Source organism: Cohnella sp. GCM10012308, from assembly GCF_042649185.1.
GTDB lineage: Bacteria > Bacillota > Bacilli > Paenibacillales > Paenibacillaceae > Cohnella.
Window position 1 is genome coordinate 1 of sequence record NZ_JBHRYU010000016.1, and the last position, 17599, is coordinate 17599.

Sequence of the window (17599 nt, forward strand, 5' to 3'; positions counted from 1 at the left end):
CCTACGTGTTACTCACCCGTCCGCCGCTAACTCAGTATGTAGCAAGCTACAAACTAAATCCGCTCGACTTGCATGTATTAGGCACGCCGCCAGCGTTCGTCCTGAGCCAGGATCAAACTCTCCATAATAGCGTTTTTGACGAAAGACGTTTCGTTAGAAACGACGATAGTCGAAAGACGCACAGGTAGTTCGACTTGCTCATGATAAAGCTGGTATAACTTTTGCTTCCGCCCGAAGGCTTCAGCGTCCGTTTGTTTTAACGCTCGATGTTCAGTTTTCAAGGAGCAATCTCTAACCGTTTGTTTCCCTTGCCTGTCCGCCTCGTTTTGTGAGGCAGGAATTAGATCATATCAATTACGGATGAATCTTGCAACAATCAAAATCTTCCAAATCATAATATTGTATTTTGATTCATCAAGAAGTCACCTCCTATTAAGATTCCAACGTCTATCTATACGCAGAACAAAACGATTCTGCCGATTAATATTGTTCGCTCTCGGGATGAGTTCGTGAGACTGAATTTAAAAAGCCGCTCCCCATTTGAAGGGAGCGACTCATAATGCCGAGCCTTAAAGCTAACTTTTAATTCATTAAGCTTGGATCTATGAAACCTTCCCAAGCAATGACCGATTGCGCATAATTGTCGATTACATTGGCCGCAGACTTAATAGATGTCTTATCGAAGCTGTCCAATTCTCTAAAATCTTTATCTCTTGCTGTCGTCGAACTCTTAGCATAATCTTGATCGTATAAATAAGCCAAAGATTCGTTAAAGCTAACATCCGTTTCTTTAAAGTAATTTATGTACGTATTAATTGTAGCATCGTCATCCGGTTCCAATGACTGCAAAGAAGAGCGGATCTTTTCCAAGTCCTCAAGTATATAGTATAGATCCTGGAAACCTAAATCCTTCTTTGTTAACTGCTCTCTTTGGATCTCTTTTAATTGAGTCAATACTAAATTGATTTTTTCCAGCGAAGCATTTTTCTTCTTCTCGGGAGCTGCATTGGTTGTTGAACTTGTACCAGAATTAACAGCAGCGTCTGTTTTAGTAGCGATCGGTATACTGTCATGTTGTTGGTTACATGCACTAAGAACAGAAAGAGATAATACAAAAATTAAAACCAATCGCTTTTTCCCGTTCAATTGCCGCCCCTCCATAATACGTACTGCACGCATCAAATACATCTTCAACCTCGATGATTATATTCAATTTTTTCCACATTAGTCAAGATCTCAAGCAACCATTCAACCATACTAGAATACGAATTCGGGAGAGAAACCTTGCAGTTAATAAAAAAGAGCATGGGGACGACTCTCCCCCTGCTCTTCGTATATTCTCCAGACGTCTCAACAAAGTCATGCTAACTATAACAGTGATAAAGTGTATCCGAATGAGAAGCTGATCTCCTGATAAGGAAAGTTGCCGACTTTCGACACTGAATCACGCGCCGCTCCAAACCGACGGATCGTGATGGAAGGAAGGAATCTGCTCCGGCCCCTCGTACGCGGAATATCCGCCGTCGACGTACAGAACCGTTCCCGTAATGAACTCCGCTTTGGAAGAGCACAGAAACAGAGCGGCGTCGGCTATATTCTCAGGTGTCCCGAGTCGCGCCTGCGGCGTTCTCCGCACCATATCGTCTTCCTTCAGGATTCCTGCGAGGAACGCCTGATTTAATCCGTCCGTTCGGATGTATCCGGGAGCGACGGCATTCACGCGAACCCCGTCGAGCGCCCATTCGCAGGCGAGCGTCCTGGTAAAGCTGTCCACCGCCGCTTTGGAAGAAGCGTACGGAAGACGCTTGCTGACGCCGCCCCCGCCTAGAATGGAGGAGATATTGACCACCGTTCCCGCCCGCTGCTTCAACATCAATTTACCGGCTGCCCTCGCGCACAGAAACATCGATTTGACGTTCGTATCATAAATAAAATCCCATTCTTCTTCGGTAAAACTAACGGTCGGTTTGCGGATCGTCGTGCCGACATTGTTGATTAGAACATCAAGCCGGTTATACGTCCGACGGATCTCCGCAAACAGACGTTCCACATCCGCGCCGGACGATACATCGGTCCGGATGCTTATGGCCTTGCCTCCCATGGCTTCAATCTCGCGCGCGACGCTTTCCGCAGCGCCGCCGTCAATATCCGAGATCACGACGGAAGCGCCTTCCTTGGCGAACGCGAATGCAGTGGCTTTCCCGATCCCGTTGCCGGAGCCGGTTACTAGAACGACTCGATCTGCAAACTCCACCTTAATCATCCTTTCGATGCGATTGACAAGTCCTTTATGTTCTGAGAAAAAACCGCGTGCTGGAGCCGCCATCGACGGTCAACACTTGTCCGGTAACGAAGTTCGCGTCCGCGGATGCGAAAAACCCCACGACCTTGGCCACATCTTCCGGATATCCGATCCTGCCGAGCGGGATCTGTTCGCCGATGGCTGCCGGATCGTGTCCCGGTTGGCCGTGAAATTTCTCCACGTCCGTAGCGCCCGGCGCGATCGCATTGACCTGAATGTTGTATTGCGCGAGGTCTAGCGCAAGCTGGCGGGTCAAGGCATTGATCCCGCCCTTGGAAGCGGCATATGCCGAATACTTCGGCATCGTCGTGTTCGCATGAACGGAGCTGATGAAAATGATCTTGCCTCCGCCCTTCTTGACCATATCCCTCGCGCAGGCTTGAGCGCAAAAGAAGCCGCCCTTCAGATTCGTGTCCAGCACCTCGTCCCAACGTTCTTCCGTGACTTCAAAAAAGTCGTACGTCGGATCGACGGCCGAGTTGTTGACCAAAATATCGATGCCGCCCCATTGCTCGCGAATGGCTTCCACCATCTCGCCGATCTGCTTGAAGTCGGAGAGGTCCGCGCGATGGAGCAGCGCTTTTCCGCCCGATGACCGGATCGTCTCCGCCGTTTGGATGGCCTGCTGCTCGCTGCTGCGATAATGGACGACGACATCGGCTCCTTCCTTAGCCAATTCAATGGCAATGCCGCGTCCGATTCCTCTGCCTGCTCCCGTGACGAGCGCGATTTTTCCTTGCAGCCTCATAGGTAAGCGCCTCTTTCTGAACCGGAATTATTCATGGACCGTCACGTACGACTTGCCCCACTCCCGAAGGCGCAGGTCGTATACGGGGTTGGCGCCTTCCTCCGGATGCGTGGGCCATACCGTGAAAATGACGAGCTCTTCCGTATCGCTCTTGTTGGCGATGGCGTGGTATGAGCCGCCCGGAATGAACGCGACGTCGCCTGGCAGCAGATCGTACTCCTGCCCATCCAGACGTACCATGCCCTGGCCTTTAATCACCAGGTAAAATTCATCATATTCGGCCGGGTGATTATGATCGGCATGGCTCGCTCCCGGCGCCACGATTCCCATATTGATCTGGGCGTTATGCGTATCTGAATTCGTTCGGTCGATGAGCATTTTGGAAGAATACGTTTCGTCGACGAACAACGTCTTCACTTCGGCTGCGCGGATCACATTTCCTTTACGCATGAGACAATCACTCCTTGTCAGATGTTATTTCGTATATTCTTCATTGAATTTTGTTGACGATCGAAGGGACAGGCCTGCCCTCCAGGCAGTCTATGATGCGCATGGCAAGCAGATCTCTCAAGCGGTTTTCGGATTGCTCGGAATACCAGGCCGCATGACCCGTGACGATTGCCTTAGGATGCTGGAGCAAGGGATGATCCCGCTGCGGTGGCTCCGTCTCCATAACGTCCAGCGCGGCAAAGGACACGACGCCTTCGTCCAACGCGGCGAGCAAGTCGCCTTCGTCGATGATCGGCCCCCGCGAGACGTTGATAATGGCCGGCTGCTTCAGCATGCGGGCGAACGTATCGGCGCAGAACATGCGACGGGTTTGTTCCGTCAACGGACAATGGATCGTGATAATGTCGGACTGCGCAAGCAGCTCGTCGAACCCGGTCATTTCCGCGTTGCGAGGCAGCTCCGCACGAGCGAGATAAGGATCGTGAATCAGGATCTTGCAGCCGAAAGGAGCCAACATCTCGATCACCTTCATGCCGATCCGCCCTGTCCCGACGACGCCGAGCGTCGTCTCTTTGATCGCGCGAATCGGTTTAAGCGCTTGCACTTTGCCCCAGTCGCCTTTTCTTGGCAACGACGTTGCCGTCGGCAACTTCCGGTTGACGGCAAAGATGAAGCTGACCGCATGCTCCGCGACTTCGTCGACGCAATAGTCCGGCACGTTAATAACCGGAATTCGACGTCTGGATGCGGCTTCGAGATCAATATTGTCGACGCCCACGCCGTACCGTCCGATCGCTTTTAAGCCTGGCAGGCGGTCCAATAAAGCATCCGTTACCTGTTCGAGATTTACGATCAGCCCTACGATATCCGTTAGCGAAGCCGCAAGATCCATTGGATCGTCGCATTCATAATAATCGGCTTGATAGCCGGCCGGCTCGAACAACTCCCGTTCCCTGCGGTCTCCGAAAATACCCGCGCCCAATATCGCAAGCTTTCTCACTCCCCGCTCTCTCCTCCCCGCAACGTTAACAAGCGCGCGCTATACGCAAATCAAATCTGTACGCACAACAAATATACAACATAATTATTTTGTATACAATATTTATTTAAGGTATTCATAATATCTACGTTGAATTCAAGACTATAAAAGAAGTACAATCACAATTAAGATGAGAAGTTCCGACCGGGAGTGGATGAGAGAAATGAACAAACTGGACGATCCGCTTGCGCGTTCGATTCAAGCGAAGGAAATCGTGAAGCGGCTGAGAACCGACATTATTCTCGGCGAGTACAAATCGGGGTCCCGATTGATCGAATCGAAAGTCGCCGACCGGCTCGGCTGCAGCCGGGCGCCGATCCGAACGGCTTTTCAATTGCTGTCGCAGGAAGGGCTGGTGCTGAATCTCTCGAACGGCGGCACCGAGGTGATCGGCTTCACGTCCAAGCAGGCTCATGATTTATTCGAGCTGCGCTTGCTGCTCGAACGAAAAGCGCTCGAACAAATATTGGCGAGTCGTTCCTTTCAATTCCGTCCCCTTTTCGAAGCCATGGAGGACTTGGAACGATGTCTGTCCATTCCCGACAATGCGCCGTCTAGCGCGGAGACCTCCGTTCTCGACATCCAGTTCCACCGCAGCCTGGTGATGATGGCGGAGAACAGCCCCCTTCTGGCGGCATGGAATACGATGGCGAACGTGTTCCAGGCCATATTGGAAATCACGAATATGACCAGCGCGACCTACCGGCAATTTTACGATAGTCATCGCCGGTTGGCAGATCTGGTCATTCAGAGGAATCCCGATTCGTTGGACGAGCTGACGCTTCATATCTCGAATGCCAAAGAGATCATCATCGCCCGGCTTGAACAGAACATGAAGCCCTGACCCATCGCCGCAACGATTACTCTTGCGCGGCTACAGGAAACGGCTCCTTTTGCGGTAAGCGCCGGGCTGCATGCCCGTATGCTTTTTGAACCATTTACAAAAATGATGCACGCTTCCGAACTTCATCCGTTCGGCGATCGCGGTGGAGCTAAGCTCCGTCTCCTCGAGAAGCTGCCGGGCTTTGGCCAACCTGGCCTGGTTATGATAGTCTCGCGGCGTCTGCCCGAAGCATTGCTTAAATAATCGGGAGACATAATCGTGGCTAAAGGGCAGCCCGTCCGTCAGCCAATCGGTCCGGTAGCTCTCCATCGTATGGCTCTCCAGGCTTTCTTTCACGCGGAGGATTCGCTTGTCTTGAGGCAATGCAGGCGGCGGCTCCTCGATCACCCATCGCGCGACTCTGGCCAACAGCTCGGTGAGCAGTCCTCTCAACACCATTGCGCCTATCGCCCGGTTACCCCGATACTCCTCGACCAATCGCTCGAAGTATGGCAGCGGCCAAGCGCCCGTCTCCATTCTCGGGGGAAACGGTACGGGGACATCGGGGTTTATTTGTTCGAAGCGATCCCAATCCACGTTTTGAATCATTCGCAGAACGTCGTCCAGGCCGGAATGACCTGAATAACCGAAGTGCAATCCGTACAACACCAGCGGATCGTCTTCGCTCGAACAGAACCAGTGGGGCTGCCCCGGACCGTAAGTGAACAAACAACCGGCATAAACGCGGAACGACTGGTTGCCGATTCTCGCATTGCCTTTCCCGCTCCTCACGTAGATCCATTGATAATCCCCGATGATCCGAGGTCCGAAGGATTCGCCCGGAACGCCGACCCAACGGTTCGCAAAATGAACGACCGGCTGCGCGTTTTCGATGGCCTTGATGAATGCTTCCAAATCGTAAGTCCTCCCTTGATTCCATTCCGGTAAATGACAATCCTGTCCGCTGCCATCTAAATGATTTTCGCAAATCGGATGGTATGATGACAACAATACGAGAGGGGGAAACGCAAATGATGAATCCCGTAATGGACAATGATCGAAAGCCAGTCTCAGGTACGTTCTCGGACGCCGTCCCGCTTCTTGACCAGCCCGATCGATTGCGCCCCAGAGCGAACGAAGATGGCGTTCTGTTCTTCAAAGGCCTTCTCCCGCGGGCCCGCGTACTCGAAGTCCGCCGTCAAGTCATGGACATCCTGGACAGCTTCGGCGTGATGAATCCGCAGCATCCGATCATGGAAGGCATGGCCGATGTCGAAGCCGTCAACCGTTACACCTCCGATGAGCTGCAATGGAACGGCGTAGGCGTCACGTTCGAGATGTACCACCGGATTCAAAAGCTTGAAGCGTTCCATGCCATGGCCCACGCTCCGGAAATTCTGGCGGTATTCTCTGCCCTCTTCCAAGAAACGCCGTTTCCGCATCCTAGGAATATCGGCCGGGTCATGCTCCCGCATCGCGATGCGAAAATCACGCCTTCGCACCAGGACTTCCTGCATATCCAGGGCGCGTCGAACACCTGGACCTGCTGGATGCCGCTGGGCGACGTATCGAGAGAACTGGGCGGCCTGGCCGTGCTTAAAGGAAGCCATCAGGCAGGCCTGCTCGGCGTATCGAGCAATCCTGGAGCCGGCGGTCTGGAGTCGATCCTGTGCGGACTCGATTACGAGTGGCAGACGGTCGATTACGAGGCTGGAGACGTGCTCGTCTTTCACAGCCACACCGTTCATAAATCGATGCCGAACCAAATCCCCGGTCAGATCCGGCTATCGTGCGATTACCGCTATCAGCCGGCAAGCGAAGTCATTGAGCCCGCTTCATTGAAGCCCCATGGTCCGTTTGATTGGGATGAACTCTATGCGGACTGGACGAATGAGGAGCTCAAGTATTATTGGAAAAGCAAGGAATTCCGGTTTACGGAATTCGATCATTCCATCCGATGGCAAAAAGAAAAAATATGCTGATGGAAGAGAAGCTGCGAACCGGATCTTCGGCGTCGCAGCTTCTGTTTGCTATTATAGCAGAATCGGCGCCAGTACCGGCGTCAATGCATCGGCGATCCGCATGAAGCCAAGGTCGGTCGGGTGGACGCCGTCTACCGTGCATTCGTTCCAGAGCTCCCCGAGCAGCTGAGCCCCGTCGTAAAAGTGAACGAAGCGATCGCCCTGCCGCCGAAGCTCCTCCACCCACTCTTTTTGATAATCCCGCCTCGCGATTCGATCCAGACAGGATGCCGTCTGCGTATGCTCGTAGCCATAAGGAATCCGCGATACCACGAGGATCGGTACGCTTGTATGCCGGCTGCGCAGTATGCGAATAAATTCGGGCATCGTCCGGATCAGATTGTCGATATTCGGATTGTTGGCGTCATAATCGAGGACGATGCAGCCCGGATCGTCGATCTCGGACATGAATCTCGCAATCTCGGGGTCGCCTTGGCCGTTGCCGGAAAAACCGAGGTTGATAAATTCCCGGTCGAATCTGCGGCTCAGGATGTTGGTGTAAGACATCCCCGGTCGCGATGCGCAGCCTCCCTGCGTAATCGACGTTCCGTAAAGCACGACCTTGCGATCCGAGGCGTAGGCCGGATACGCGCTGATACCGGCACCCGGATTTACGCCGATACGAACTTCATGCACGCCCTGGAACAACGGAAAGTTCAACGTGACGCAGCGCTGCGCAGCCTCCAGGCCTTCAAAAAAAACATACTCGTATTGATCGGCATCGTGCGAAAATCTCGTCGTTCCGAAATACCGCTGCGCGCCGGGCGCTCCTAAATAACAGTCGAATCCGTTCACCGCCGTCGCGGGGATATGCTCCGCGGTGTTCGGAGCGAAGAGCTTGACCTGAATGGCGAGCTTGGTCGCATTCGTCCGGAAACGGATCTGGCCCCCTGACGTATGGTTCGCCAGCTCATCCAGGATCTCGCGAATCGCGCCAGGCGCGACGGTCGGCAGCCGGCGATATTTGCGCTCCTTGGTCAGCCAGGCAAAGCCGGCGATCTGAAAAGGAGGCTCATCTGGTGCGTGCCATATGAGTTGTTCCAGTTACACCATCCCCTTTTCTCCGGACAACCGTAGCAGCAGCTTCAATTCCTGCGGCGGATTCTGAAGACGGAGCTGCGTACCGCTCCAGGTTCCGTTCCATTCCGTAGCCAGGCCTTCGCGAATTTGATCGTCTCCAGCAGGCCGTTCAACCTCTCTTATTCCGTAGCCATCCTTTAAAACGAACGTTGCTTCGATCGCCTGAATTCCCTTCGGAAGCCGAACCTCGACTTGGAGCGCGTCAAACGAGCTTCTGGTCACCTTAAAGGAAAGCTCGCCCAAATAGGTCCCTACCCGGTTCGCTTCAATCCGCTTCCCGGGCTCCAGCCAATCGGCAGGCGCGCAGGGCAGCAGCTTAAGCGTACGATCTTCCAAAAGGTAGAGCGAATTCATAATCATCTCCATCACGCGGCCGTTGCCGCTACCGTTCGGCTGCCAGGGCGACAACCAAGGCAGCTGCGGACAGAAGCGTTCATGGACGTGAAGGGTATCCAGCGTCGTCGAAAAAGCCATGGTCGAATAAAAATAGCGCAGCGCCTTCTCCCGTTCTCCGCGCAGGCTCCATACCCGATGCCAGATTCGCTCTGCCTGGTTGACGTAGTACAAATCGATCGCCGAGCCTGCATATTGCTCCTGAAGCTTGCCGAGCGCCGCATCCTCCATCCCGGGCAGCTTCACCGCGAACAAGTCGCCCATGGAGAAATAGCTGCGCATATAATACTCGATCTCCGGCACAAGCGAATCTTCGGCGGAGAGAATCCCCGTGTCCAATAAGCAGGCAGGACCGTCGATCGCATATACGGCTTTCTTTTCGCCCGGCCCGGTATACGCTTCATTGGAGATCCAGCGGATCTGCTCGCCCGGGGGATGCGGATAGGTGGCCTGCAGGACCGCCGCTTCCAGACATTCCCGGTAATCCTTGGACGCCGCCGCGTATTTTGCCGCGTCTGCATATCCCCATTCCTGGAGAGCAAGGGTCATCATGTGCAAGCCATGCCACGTATGCGCGTCCGAGAAAAAGAAATGCCCCTGATCCGGCCAATCGTGAACGCGTCCTTTCGGCAGCAGGCCGTAGTGCGCCACTCTTGTGCCGTCTTCCCGGACGATTTTAGTCGCGCTGCGTTCCCGCTCGATCCATTCGCAGGCTTGAACGATCGCCGGCAGATGCTCGCCGAACCACGATCGGTCCTTGGACGTCAAATAGTAATCCGCCAGTATCCCGAGCACTGCTCCCGTCTCGCACATCCAGAAAATATGCGCGCGAAAGGATCCCTCGGGAGACAAGATGTCCCCGGCAGGTCCTTTGCTGCCGGTCTGCGTGCTTAAAAAATACTGCAGCGTTTTTTTAACCGTATCCCCGTATCCAAGCCGATTCAACATTTTCAAATAACCGGATACTTCCCAGGAATACACGGTCATATATTCGTTGAACCCGCCTTGTCCGGGCAACGCGGAGCCATCCGCTCTTTCCGCGATCAACTGCAAGGCGTTGGCTTGGGCCGTATCGAATATATCCTGAATAATCGGCTCCGGCACATGAATGCCCGCTTTACCGGATAAGGCCGCATTCCAGACTTGCCTGCTTCGTTCGATGGCCGCTGCTTCATCTAATCGAATTTCATTTTGAATGAAAGCAAGGTCATTCGTTCTTCCGGTCACCGTGTCAAAAATTTCGATATGAATCTTTTTAGACTCACCCGGAGAAAGCTCCATTTTAAACTGAAGGATATTGGCGAATTCGCCGGCTTGTGCCGCATACGCCGCGCTCGTGCCAGGCGCCGCCTCATACCGCACGATCGCATCGCCTTGCCGATCGACAAGAAGCCCGCTTAAGGCATCGATGGCCCTATGCTCGAGCTCCATTCCGTTCAGCCAAGGCGCAAAAACCTGGTCGTAAGGGACATAATCTTCGTTGATATCGACATAAAAGTTCTCATGCATGTCTTCGACGCTCGCAAAATACCAATCCGCCGATCTGGCGAGGGTCGGATGCAAATTGGTAATGGAAAGATAAAGATGTACGCGCGCGCCTCCATCCGGCTCCGGTACGGTCAAGCTCGTTAATCGATGATCAAAGCCGGCTTGCGGCAGCGAGGAGAACAAGATCGGTTCCTTGGGCGACAAGTACGTTTGCTCCACCTTGCGGAAATCGAAAAATTGCGGATCCCCGCCCGCAGAAGCGCTTACGAAAAAGCCGTGTCCTCTTCGGAGCTGGCCTTTACGCGCGAGCGCATCCTTAAGGATTAACGTCAGATCAGGCCTAACCTCTACCAATGTATCTGCCAAAGGGGGATGAATAAAAATACGTTTGGAACGGGTTCTGGGATACCGGCCGGCTATTTGAGACCAACTGGGTTCATTAAGATGCGGAAGCGTCATTACATCTCCCTCCCGAGGGTGGTTTGCGAATACCGGATTAAATTGAGAAGCAGCCGGTCCGCTGCCGGATGACGATCGATATGGGCCAGAACGTTCAATGCATTCAAGAAAAACCGGCCCTCTTCAGTCTGGTAATGAGCGATTAACAGACTCGACTCGTAACCGCGAGGAATCCGATAGTGTCCCGTGTTGAAGCCGGCGCAAATCGTTTCGTAGGGCGTATCTTGTCCCAAGAATATCTCATGCGAGATCACTTGACCGTAATAGTCCATATCGAGAATGCCAGGCCCTTGCAGACCGTCGAATACGACATGCCGGTTGGCCACGCATTCCTTATGATAGATCGATTCTTTGATGCTCTTGCAAGTGCCCTTATTCGTCAGAGGCAGCCATTGGATAGCCGATTCGTTGTCGATAAACAGCATCGGGTCCGCAAAAAGAACGGCTGCGCCATTTTTCATGCGTTGTTTAAGAAGCATCCAGGTTTCTTCGTTCGAGGCATCGACCGGATTGCCGACAATGATGACTTCCTGGTTTGGACTTTCTCCCGCCTGAAGCGGTACGCAATTCAACCCGCGATCAATGAGCCATTTCTCTACAGCCTCATCGATCCCCCAAAGCGTCACTTGTCCGTTGCTTAGCGGATAAGCTTTCGGATCGGTCATCTGAAATTTCACCGTGCCTCCCGAAGGCGCGCCGCCTCGTTCCAGATTAGCCGCAAACGTATAACTTCCTTGCAGGCCGTCGATTTTGATCGTCTCTTTGATGACGGGGACCGCAAATGGCATGCTCTTCGGGATCGTGAACGTAACTACTTTTTCCCAAACCGTGCCTGTCGGTCCGAAAACCTTGAATCGAGCCGGGTATTCCCCTGGTGCCAGCGCATCCTCCGTGGCCAGAACCGCTTCGACCGTAATCTCCCGGCCGCAATAGCCATGCATGGCATCCACGAACAAGCACCACCTGAGCGGGGCAAACCCGTCGCTAACCGCATCGAACATCGCCGGCTTCCATTCGCGCCACAAGGTCCACATACCTTCGCCGCACATGCCGTGATCGAGCATCCCCGTTAAGTTGTATCCGCATAGACTAGGATTGGAGCGAATCAGATCGAAGCCGAACGTGCGTTGGCGAGCGTTCAATCGCTGGCTGTCGCGGAGCATGTCCTCCGGGAACGGATAAGCGTCGTCCAGACCGAGCCGTTTCCAATCCGCATACAAGGACTCGCTTTGTTCCTGCAGCCAAGAAGCGTCTTCCAGATCGGTCCGGGCTTGCGCTTGCTCGAAGCGCCTCCATTCATTAATGACGTTAAATAGGCTGCCGATTCCGTATTCCGAAAGATAAACCGGCTTGGTGCCGTTCCCCAGCTGGCGAAGGAAGCTGTTCGTCTCGGCGGATTGCGGCGTCGGCGGATAAAAATGAAATTCGCCGCAGCCATCGGCGGACGGGCGATCGAACTTGAGCGTCGGCGCGTCGGGCGCTTCGATCCCCCAGCAATACTCCCATTCGTCGCCGCCGGGATTGCTTGCCGAGCCGATGCTGAACCGAAAGTCAAAGCGGCCGCTATTGAGAAGCGCCAGCCGGGACGTGTCGTATCGACGCAGGGTCGGCAGAAAGGCAACCGCCCGCTCGAAGACGGGCCCGTCGTACGTTTCGTTCAATAAACTCCACGCCGCGATGCAAGGGTGATTGCGGTCGCGTTTGATCATTTCGATATTGCTGTGGTCGTAACGCTTCCCGACTTCTTCGGAATAAGGAAGCGTCGGATATTTAGGGTCGCTCGTGAAATTCAAGCACCAGTTTGCCATCGTCTCCTGGAAAACCAGCAATCCGATCTCATCGCAAAGATCGAGCTGTTCCGGCGAAGCGACGCCTGCAATAAACCGAACCGCGTTAAATCCGGCAGCTTTCAAATAAAACATATCTTTGCGAAGATGATCGGACAAGGTCTGTACGTGCATCGTAACGGGCGTCGCATTCATCGTATGCGTGCTTTTCAGGAAGATCCGCTTGCCGTTTAAGTGAAAGAAACCGTCCACGATCCGAAAATCCCGGAATCCGAAACGTACGGATTGCCTGTGCGGGCGTTGCCCGGCCGCGTGAATCTCGATTGTCAATTGATAAAGAAAAGGGTCTTCGAGTCGCCACAATCGCGGATTCGGGATCGTCAAGGTCATCTCATGAACGGACTCGCCGCTAATCGCGTTCACGTTAACGCGTTCGGCTTGAATCGTGTCCCCGGATCCATTCGTTCGTGCGACAGAGCCATTCAAGTCAGCGGTCGTTGCTGCGCTAAGGCTGTTGCGCACAGTTGTCGTGATTTTTACGATGCCCGTATTCATATCCGGCTGCACGAAAACGTCCGCGACATAGACGGCAGGCACCGTCCTCAAATCCACGTGCCCTTTGATTCCGCCATGGTTGAAGTCCCCGCCGGCCGATGCGACTTCATTTTTGTTGCGATGCGGCACCTGGCCAAGTACGATGCCGTCAATCGGCTCATTGGTCGGATTCAGCACGCGAACGGCCAACAAGTTCCCGCCTTCGGCGAACCATATATCCGTGACGTCGAACTCGAAGGGCGTCTCCCCGCCTTCGAAGGAGCCGGCGCGCTTGCCGTTCACCCATACGTCGGCGAGATAATCCACCGCGCCGAAACGGAGGATGGTTCGCTCTCCAGCGGAGCGAGCGCAATCGTCGTCGATCGTTTTCCAATACCACGCAACGCCATGGTATCCGGGAAACACTTGCTGGATGGCGCCTGGTACTGGAGCGGGTTGCGCTTCGAAACGAATGCAATCGAACCACCGCTCCTCGATGCCTTTATTTTCCCGGTCGACGAGAAGCTCCCAGGTTCCGTTTAACGATAGGATGCTGCCTTTTTGGCCCGTTGCGGTCATGGTCATGCGTTACGCCTCCAATTGCCCTGTCCCTATGGAATTAAACCGCGTCCGAAAATGGTATTCGCCGGACCCGACCTGGACGACTCGCCTCTGCCCGATAATGCCTAGATCGATCATGGACGCGTCAGTCCGGTCAATCCTCTCGCCATGCAATGGCACGCCGCTCTCATAAACTTGCTCCCCGTCGATGAACGGAATATGGATGTCCGCTTTCGTATTCGGCGGGATCGTCACCTGAAGTTCGGCGAAGCCGCCTTCGATCGACCAGCGACTACGGATCGTGCCGTAACTGCTCTCATATTCGCAATCGACGGAAGCGAGTCTATCGTTCAAGAAGGGACGAATTTGAATATGCTTGTATCCGGGCGTCCCGGAAGCCTTGTCGATTCCGCCCATATAACGGAACATCCACTCCCCTACGGCGCCAAGCGCATAGTGGTTAAAGGAATTCATGCCCGGCGTCTGGAAGCCTTTCTCCTCGGTCCAGCCGTCCCAGCGCTCCCAGATCGTCGTCGCTCCGTTGTTAATGGAGTACAGCCACGAAGGATACGTTTCTTGAAGAAGCAGACGGTACGCAGCCTCCTCATAGCCTGCTTCGCACAGCACGGGCAGCAGATATTTAATGCCGTGAATTCCTGTTGTAATATGCCAGCCGCGTTGCTCGATATCCGAGATCAGATGGGCGGCGGCCTTCGATCTCCCTTCCTCGGGAAGCAGCTCCATGAACAACGCCATCGCATAACCGGTTTGCGTCTCCCCTGCGATTCGTCCGTCTGTCCCGACGAAGGCTTCGTTAAATCGGGATCGGACTTGCTCGAAAAGTTCGGCGTACGAGGCGGCTTGTTCCTTTTTCCCGACCGCCTCCGACATGGCCGCCATAAGCTTGGCGCAATAAGCGAAGTAGGCGGTTGCGAACAAGTCCATCGGCGTGCTCGCGTTGAGGGACAACCAGTCTCCGTAATACTGGGTATCCGTGCGCAGCAAGCTCGGATTCATCTTGATCAGGAAGTCCATCCAGGCGGCCATCGCCTCGTAATGGTCCTCGACGATCCTTCGATCCTCATAGACGCTGTACATCGTCCAAGGGATAATGACGCCTGCGTCGGCCCAGCCTGCGGAAGCGACGAACGTGCACCAATCCGAAAATCCTTTGAGAAATGGCGCCGTATCCGTAAAAGCGCCCGTCTTCCGCTGCGCATCCACGATATCGGTCATATATTTCGCGAAAAAACCCGCTACGTCCATGTTATACGAGGCGGTACGGGAGAAGATCTGCGCATCTCCGGTCCACCCCATCCGCTCGTCTCGCTGCGGACAATCCGTGGGAACGCTAATAAAGTTAGCGCGCTGCGTCCAATAGATATTGCTGAACAACTGATTGACGCCCGCATCGGAAGTGACGAGCTTGCCGGTTTTCTTCATCGCATTGTGGATGACGCGGCCGGTGACTCTTGTCACTTTTACGTCGGCGGGAGCGGTAATCTCTGCGTATCTGAATCCGTGGAAGGTGAACTTGGGCTCGTAGCTTTCTAACCCCTCGCCTTTGAGGATATAGGTGTCTGTTTGTTTGGCCGTCCGCAAATTATCCGTGTAGATGGAGCCATCCTGGTCTAATATTTCCGCATAGCGTAAAGTAACTTTGGATCCCCGATCGCCGGTCAATTCGATTCGCGTCCACCCGACCATATTCTGGCCGAGATCGATGAGCTGCGCGCCCGACGCCAGCTTCCGCTCCGCAATCGGCTTTTTTTCCTCCATCACTCGGATCGGCGGGCTCGCCTGGGCCGTGATCCACCCTTTAAAATCGCCATATACATGGGGACTGCGCCATGCCGAATCGTCGAAGCCCGCTTCATTCCACCCGGCGTGCTCCAATCTGGCGTCGTAGCTCTCCCCCATTAGAAAATCCGAAAACAAAATCGGTCCTTTGCTCTCTTTCCACGAGGCATCCGAGACGATCGTGTCTTCGGTTCCGTCTTCGTAGCGGATGGCCATCTGCAGCATAAAACGAAGCGCTTCGCCATAGAGATTTTTCCCGTACCAGGCGATATGGCCGCTGTACCAACCCTCGCCGACAATACTGCCGACGGCATTCGAGCCCTCGTGCAGCATTCCGGTGACATCGTAAGTCCTGTAATGCACCCGGGTCTGATAATCGGTCCATTCCGGCGCAAAGTAGTCCTCGCCGACGCGGCTGCCATTGATGCTGAGCTCGATCGCGCCGAAGGCCGTCGCGAATAGCGTCGCGCTTCGCACCGGCTTTTCGATCGTAAAGGATTTGCGGAAGAAGCTGGCTTCGCGATTGCCTTCGACTGGTTTGAAAACCTCGCCGATCCAATTCGCCTTCCAGTCGCTTATGCGCAGCAGCCCCATGGACCACTCGCTTATTTCGCTCCAACCGGACGGATGGTCATCCCGGTCCCACACGCGAACCTTCCAATAATAGCGTTCGTTGGACAATAGCGTAGGCCCGTCATAGGACACGAATACGGATTGCTCCGAATTCACCTTCCCCGAATCCCATACGATTGCGGACGCGTCAACAAGCTGCTGACGATCGGAGGAGACGAGGATTTGATAAGCGGATTGGAGAAATCCCCTCGACTTTGTTTCGATCATCCAACTCAGCCTAGGGCGCGGCGTGTCGATGCCCAGCGGATTGTACAAGTATTCCGTCTTGAGATTCGTCAGGATGACGCTGTTCATGAGTCCGCCTCCAATCATTAGAGCAATTGTCCGATCCGCGGCTGGAATTGCGGGTCCTGCGGATCGTAGAATACCATCTCGCGTTCGAAGTCCGTACCGAAATGGTTCAGCTTCGTTATGTCCAGATCGATGCCGAAGCCCGGGCGGTCGGGAACCGTTATTTTCCCGTCGTTGAACACCAGCTCCTCGCGCAGCAGATCGCCCTTCATAAACTTAAGATGGGTATCGTTGGCGAACGGGAAGTTCCGCGACGATGCGACCATGTGCACGTTGCCGAGCGTGCCGATGCCCGTCTCCGCCCAACTGCCCGTGGCGCACCAGACGCCTGCGTGGTTGGCCAGATCGACGATCTGCCTGGCCTTCAATATGCCGCCCGCCTCGGACGGATAGACGAGGAAGCAGGCGCAGGCGCGCTTGTCGATCAGCCGCAAGGCATCCTCGTAAGTGGCGCAGCCTTCGTCCGCGATGATCGGCACGTCGACGGCGCGCGCGACGGCGGCCATGCCGTCCACGTCGTCGAAGCGCGTCGGCTGCTCGACCATTTGCAGATCGTATTTCTCCATCTTGCGGATCGCCTTGATCGCCGTCGGCACGCTCCAGTTCTGGTTGGCGTCGATGCGGATCTTCATCGCGGGACCGACCGCTTCGCGCACGGCTTTGACCCGCTTCGTATCCAGGTCGATGTCGCGCCCGACCTTCAGCTTAAGTTCCGTGTAGCCCGCGGCAGCGAACTTGCGCGCTTCTTCGGCGTTGACTTCGGGCTTGTCGATAAAAATGTAGCCCGAGAACGCCACTTCCTGCTTCACCTTGCCGCCCAACAGGTTGTAGACGGGCGTGTTCAGGATTTTGCCGCGCAGGTCGAGCAGCGCCATCTCGATGCCCGCCAGGCCGTAGTTGCCGATCTGCTTCCAGTTGACGCAATATTCCTCGAGCCGGTGGAGGATCGATTCCAGCTCCATCGGATCGCGGCCGATGACGAACGGGGCGAACTCCTTGTCCACGACGGATTGGATGACCGGTATCGTCGGTCCGACCGACTCGCCGATCCCGATCAAGCCTTCGTCCGTCTCGATCTGCACGATCAGCGAAGGCGCGCTGTACCTTGTGCCTCCGGACCATTTTTCGCCTTTAAAAAAGGGGATTTTAATTGCTTTCGTATGGACGGCGACGATTTTCATTGCGAATTC

The 17599-nt window shown here is 54.5% G+C and carries 13 protein-coding genes and 1 rRNA gene; 2 read left to right on the forward strand and 12 right to left on the reverse strand.

Features of this window, described 5'->3' with window-relative positions; genetic code table 11:
* From ACFOTD_RS17730 to ACFOTD_RS17755, 6 genes are all read right to left on the reverse strand, one after another.
* A 16S ribosomal RNA gene (locus ACFOTD_RS17730) occupies positions 1-128 on the reverse strand; the annotation flags it as partial.
* A 454-nt stretch (positions 129-582) separates the two neighbouring features.
* A complete protein-coding gene (locus tag ACFOTD_RS17735; protein WP_378121047.1) occupies positions 583-1146 on the reverse strand; it encodes a hypothetical protein in 564 nt (187 codons plus the stop codon).
* A 298-nt stretch (positions 1147-1444) separates the two neighbouring features.
* Positions 1445-2254 carry an SDR family NAD(P)-dependent oxidoreductase gene (locus ACFOTD_RS17740; protein ID WP_378121049.1) on the reverse strand — a complete coding sequence of 270 codons (810 nt, stop codon included), beginning with the start codon at positions 2252-2254 and terminating at the stop codon, positions 1445-1447.
* A 34-nt stretch (positions 2255-2288) separates the two neighbouring features.
* Positions 2289-3050, reverse strand: a complete 762-nt coding sequence (locus ACFOTD_RS17745; RefSeq protein ID WP_378121051.1) for an SDR family NAD(P)-dependent oxidoreductase — start codon at positions 3048-3050, stop codon at positions 2289-2291.
* Between the two features lie 27 nt (positions 3051-3077).
* A complete protein-coding gene (locus ACFOTD_RS17750; RefSeq protein ID WP_378121053.1) occupies positions 3078-3500 on the reverse strand; it encodes a cupin domain-containing protein in 423 nt (140 codons plus the stop codon).
* Positions 3501-3540: 40 nt separating this feature from the next.
* Positions 3541-4500: a C-terminal binding protein gene (locus tag ACFOTD_RS17755; RefSeq protein ID WP_378121055.1), complete on the reverse strand. Its 960-nt coding sequence runs from the start codon at positions 4498-4500 to the stop codon at positions 3541-3543.
* Positions 4501-4702: 202 nt separating this feature from the next.
* Between ACFOTD_RS17755 and ACFOTD_RS17760 the strand changes: the two genes are divergently transcribed.
* On the forward strand, positions 4703-5383 hold the full coding sequence (locus ACFOTD_RS17760) for a GntR family transcriptional regulator (protein WP_378121057.1): 681 nt from the start codon (positions 4703-4705) through the stop codon (positions 5381-5383).
* 30 nt (positions 5384-5413) lie between these two features.
* Here ACFOTD_RS17760 and ACFOTD_RS17765 read toward each other — a convergent pair whose 3' ends face one another.
* On the reverse strand, positions 5414-6277 hold the full coding sequence (locus tag ACFOTD_RS17765) for a helix-turn-helix domain-containing protein (protein ID WP_378121059.1): 864 nt from the start codon (positions 6275-6277) through the stop codon (positions 5414-5416).
* Positions 6278-6393: 116 nt separating this feature from the next.
* Here ACFOTD_RS17765 and ACFOTD_RS17770 point away from each other — a divergent pair, with 116 nt between their 5' ends.
* Complete coding sequence (locus ACFOTD_RS17770; RefSeq protein WP_378121060.1) at positions 6394-7344, forward strand: phytanoyl-CoA dioxygenase family protein; 951 nt, start codon at positions 6394-6396, stop codon at positions 7342-7344.
* 51 nt (positions 7345-7395) lie between these two features.
* On the opposite strand, the gene ACFOTD_RS17775 is transcribed toward ACFOTD_RS17770, so the two are convergent.
* The 5 genes from ACFOTD_RS17775 to ACFOTD_RS17795 form a co-directional block, all read right to left on the reverse strand.
* Positions 7396-8427, reverse strand: coding sequence for an SGNH/GDSL hydrolase family protein (locus ACFOTD_RS17775; protein ID WP_378121268.1), 1032 nt, complete (start codon positions 8425-8427; stop codon positions 7396-7398).
* Entirely contained in the window at positions 8428-10548 is a 2121-nt protein-coding gene (locus tag ACFOTD_RS17780; protein WP_378121062.1) for a hypothetical protein, read from the reverse strand. It lies immediately after the preceding gene.
* Between the two features lie 254 nt (positions 10549-10802).
* Positions 10803-13709, reverse strand: a complete 2907-nt coding sequence (locus ACFOTD_RS17785) for a glycoside hydrolase family 2 protein (protein ID WP_378121064.1) — start codon at positions 13707-13709, stop codon at positions 10803-10805.
* A 3-nt stretch (positions 13710-13712) separates the two neighbouring features.
* Entirely contained in the window at positions 13713-16412 is a 2700-nt protein-coding gene (locus ACFOTD_RS17790) for an alpha-L-rhamnosidase (RefSeq protein ID WP_378121066.1), read from the reverse strand.
* A gap of 17 nt (positions 16413-16429) precedes the next feature.
* Positions 16430-17590, reverse strand: coding sequence for a mandelate racemase/muconate lactonizing enzyme family protein (locus ACFOTD_RS17795; protein WP_378121067.1), 1161 nt, complete (start codon positions 17588-17590; stop codon positions 16430-16432).
* Positions 17591-17599: the final 9 nt, after the last annotated feature.

Coding starts and splice junctions, on each gene's coding strand:
- ACFOTD_RS17750 (WP_378121053.1), bottom strand. CDS start 3,500: ATGCGTAAAGGAAATGTGATCCGCGCAGCCGAAGTGAAGACGTTGTTC.
- ACFOTD_RS17745 (WP_378121051.1), bottom strand. CDS start 3,050: ATGAGGCTGCAAGGAAAAATCGCGCTCGTCACGGGAGCAGGCAGAGGA.
- ACFOTD_RS17760 (WP_378121057.1), top strand. CDS start 4,703: ATGAACAAACTGGACGATCCGCTTGCGCGTTCGATTCAAGCGAAGGAA.
- ACFOTD_RS17785 (WP_378121064.1), bottom strand. CDS start 13,709: ATGACCATGACCGCAACGGGCCAAAAAGGCAGCATCCTATCGTTAAAC.
- ACFOTD_RS17795 (WP_378121067.1), bottom strand. CDS start 17,590: ATGAAAATCGTCGCCGTCCATACGAAAGCAATTAAAATCCCCTTTTTT.
- ACFOTD_RS17770 (WP_378121060.1), top strand. CDS start 6,394: ATGATGAATCCCGTAATGGACAATGATCGAAAGCCAGTCTCAGGTACG.
- ACFOTD_RS17790 (WP_378121066.1), bottom strand. CDS start 16,412: ATGAACAGCGTCATCCTGACGAATCTCAAGACGGAATACTTGTACAAT.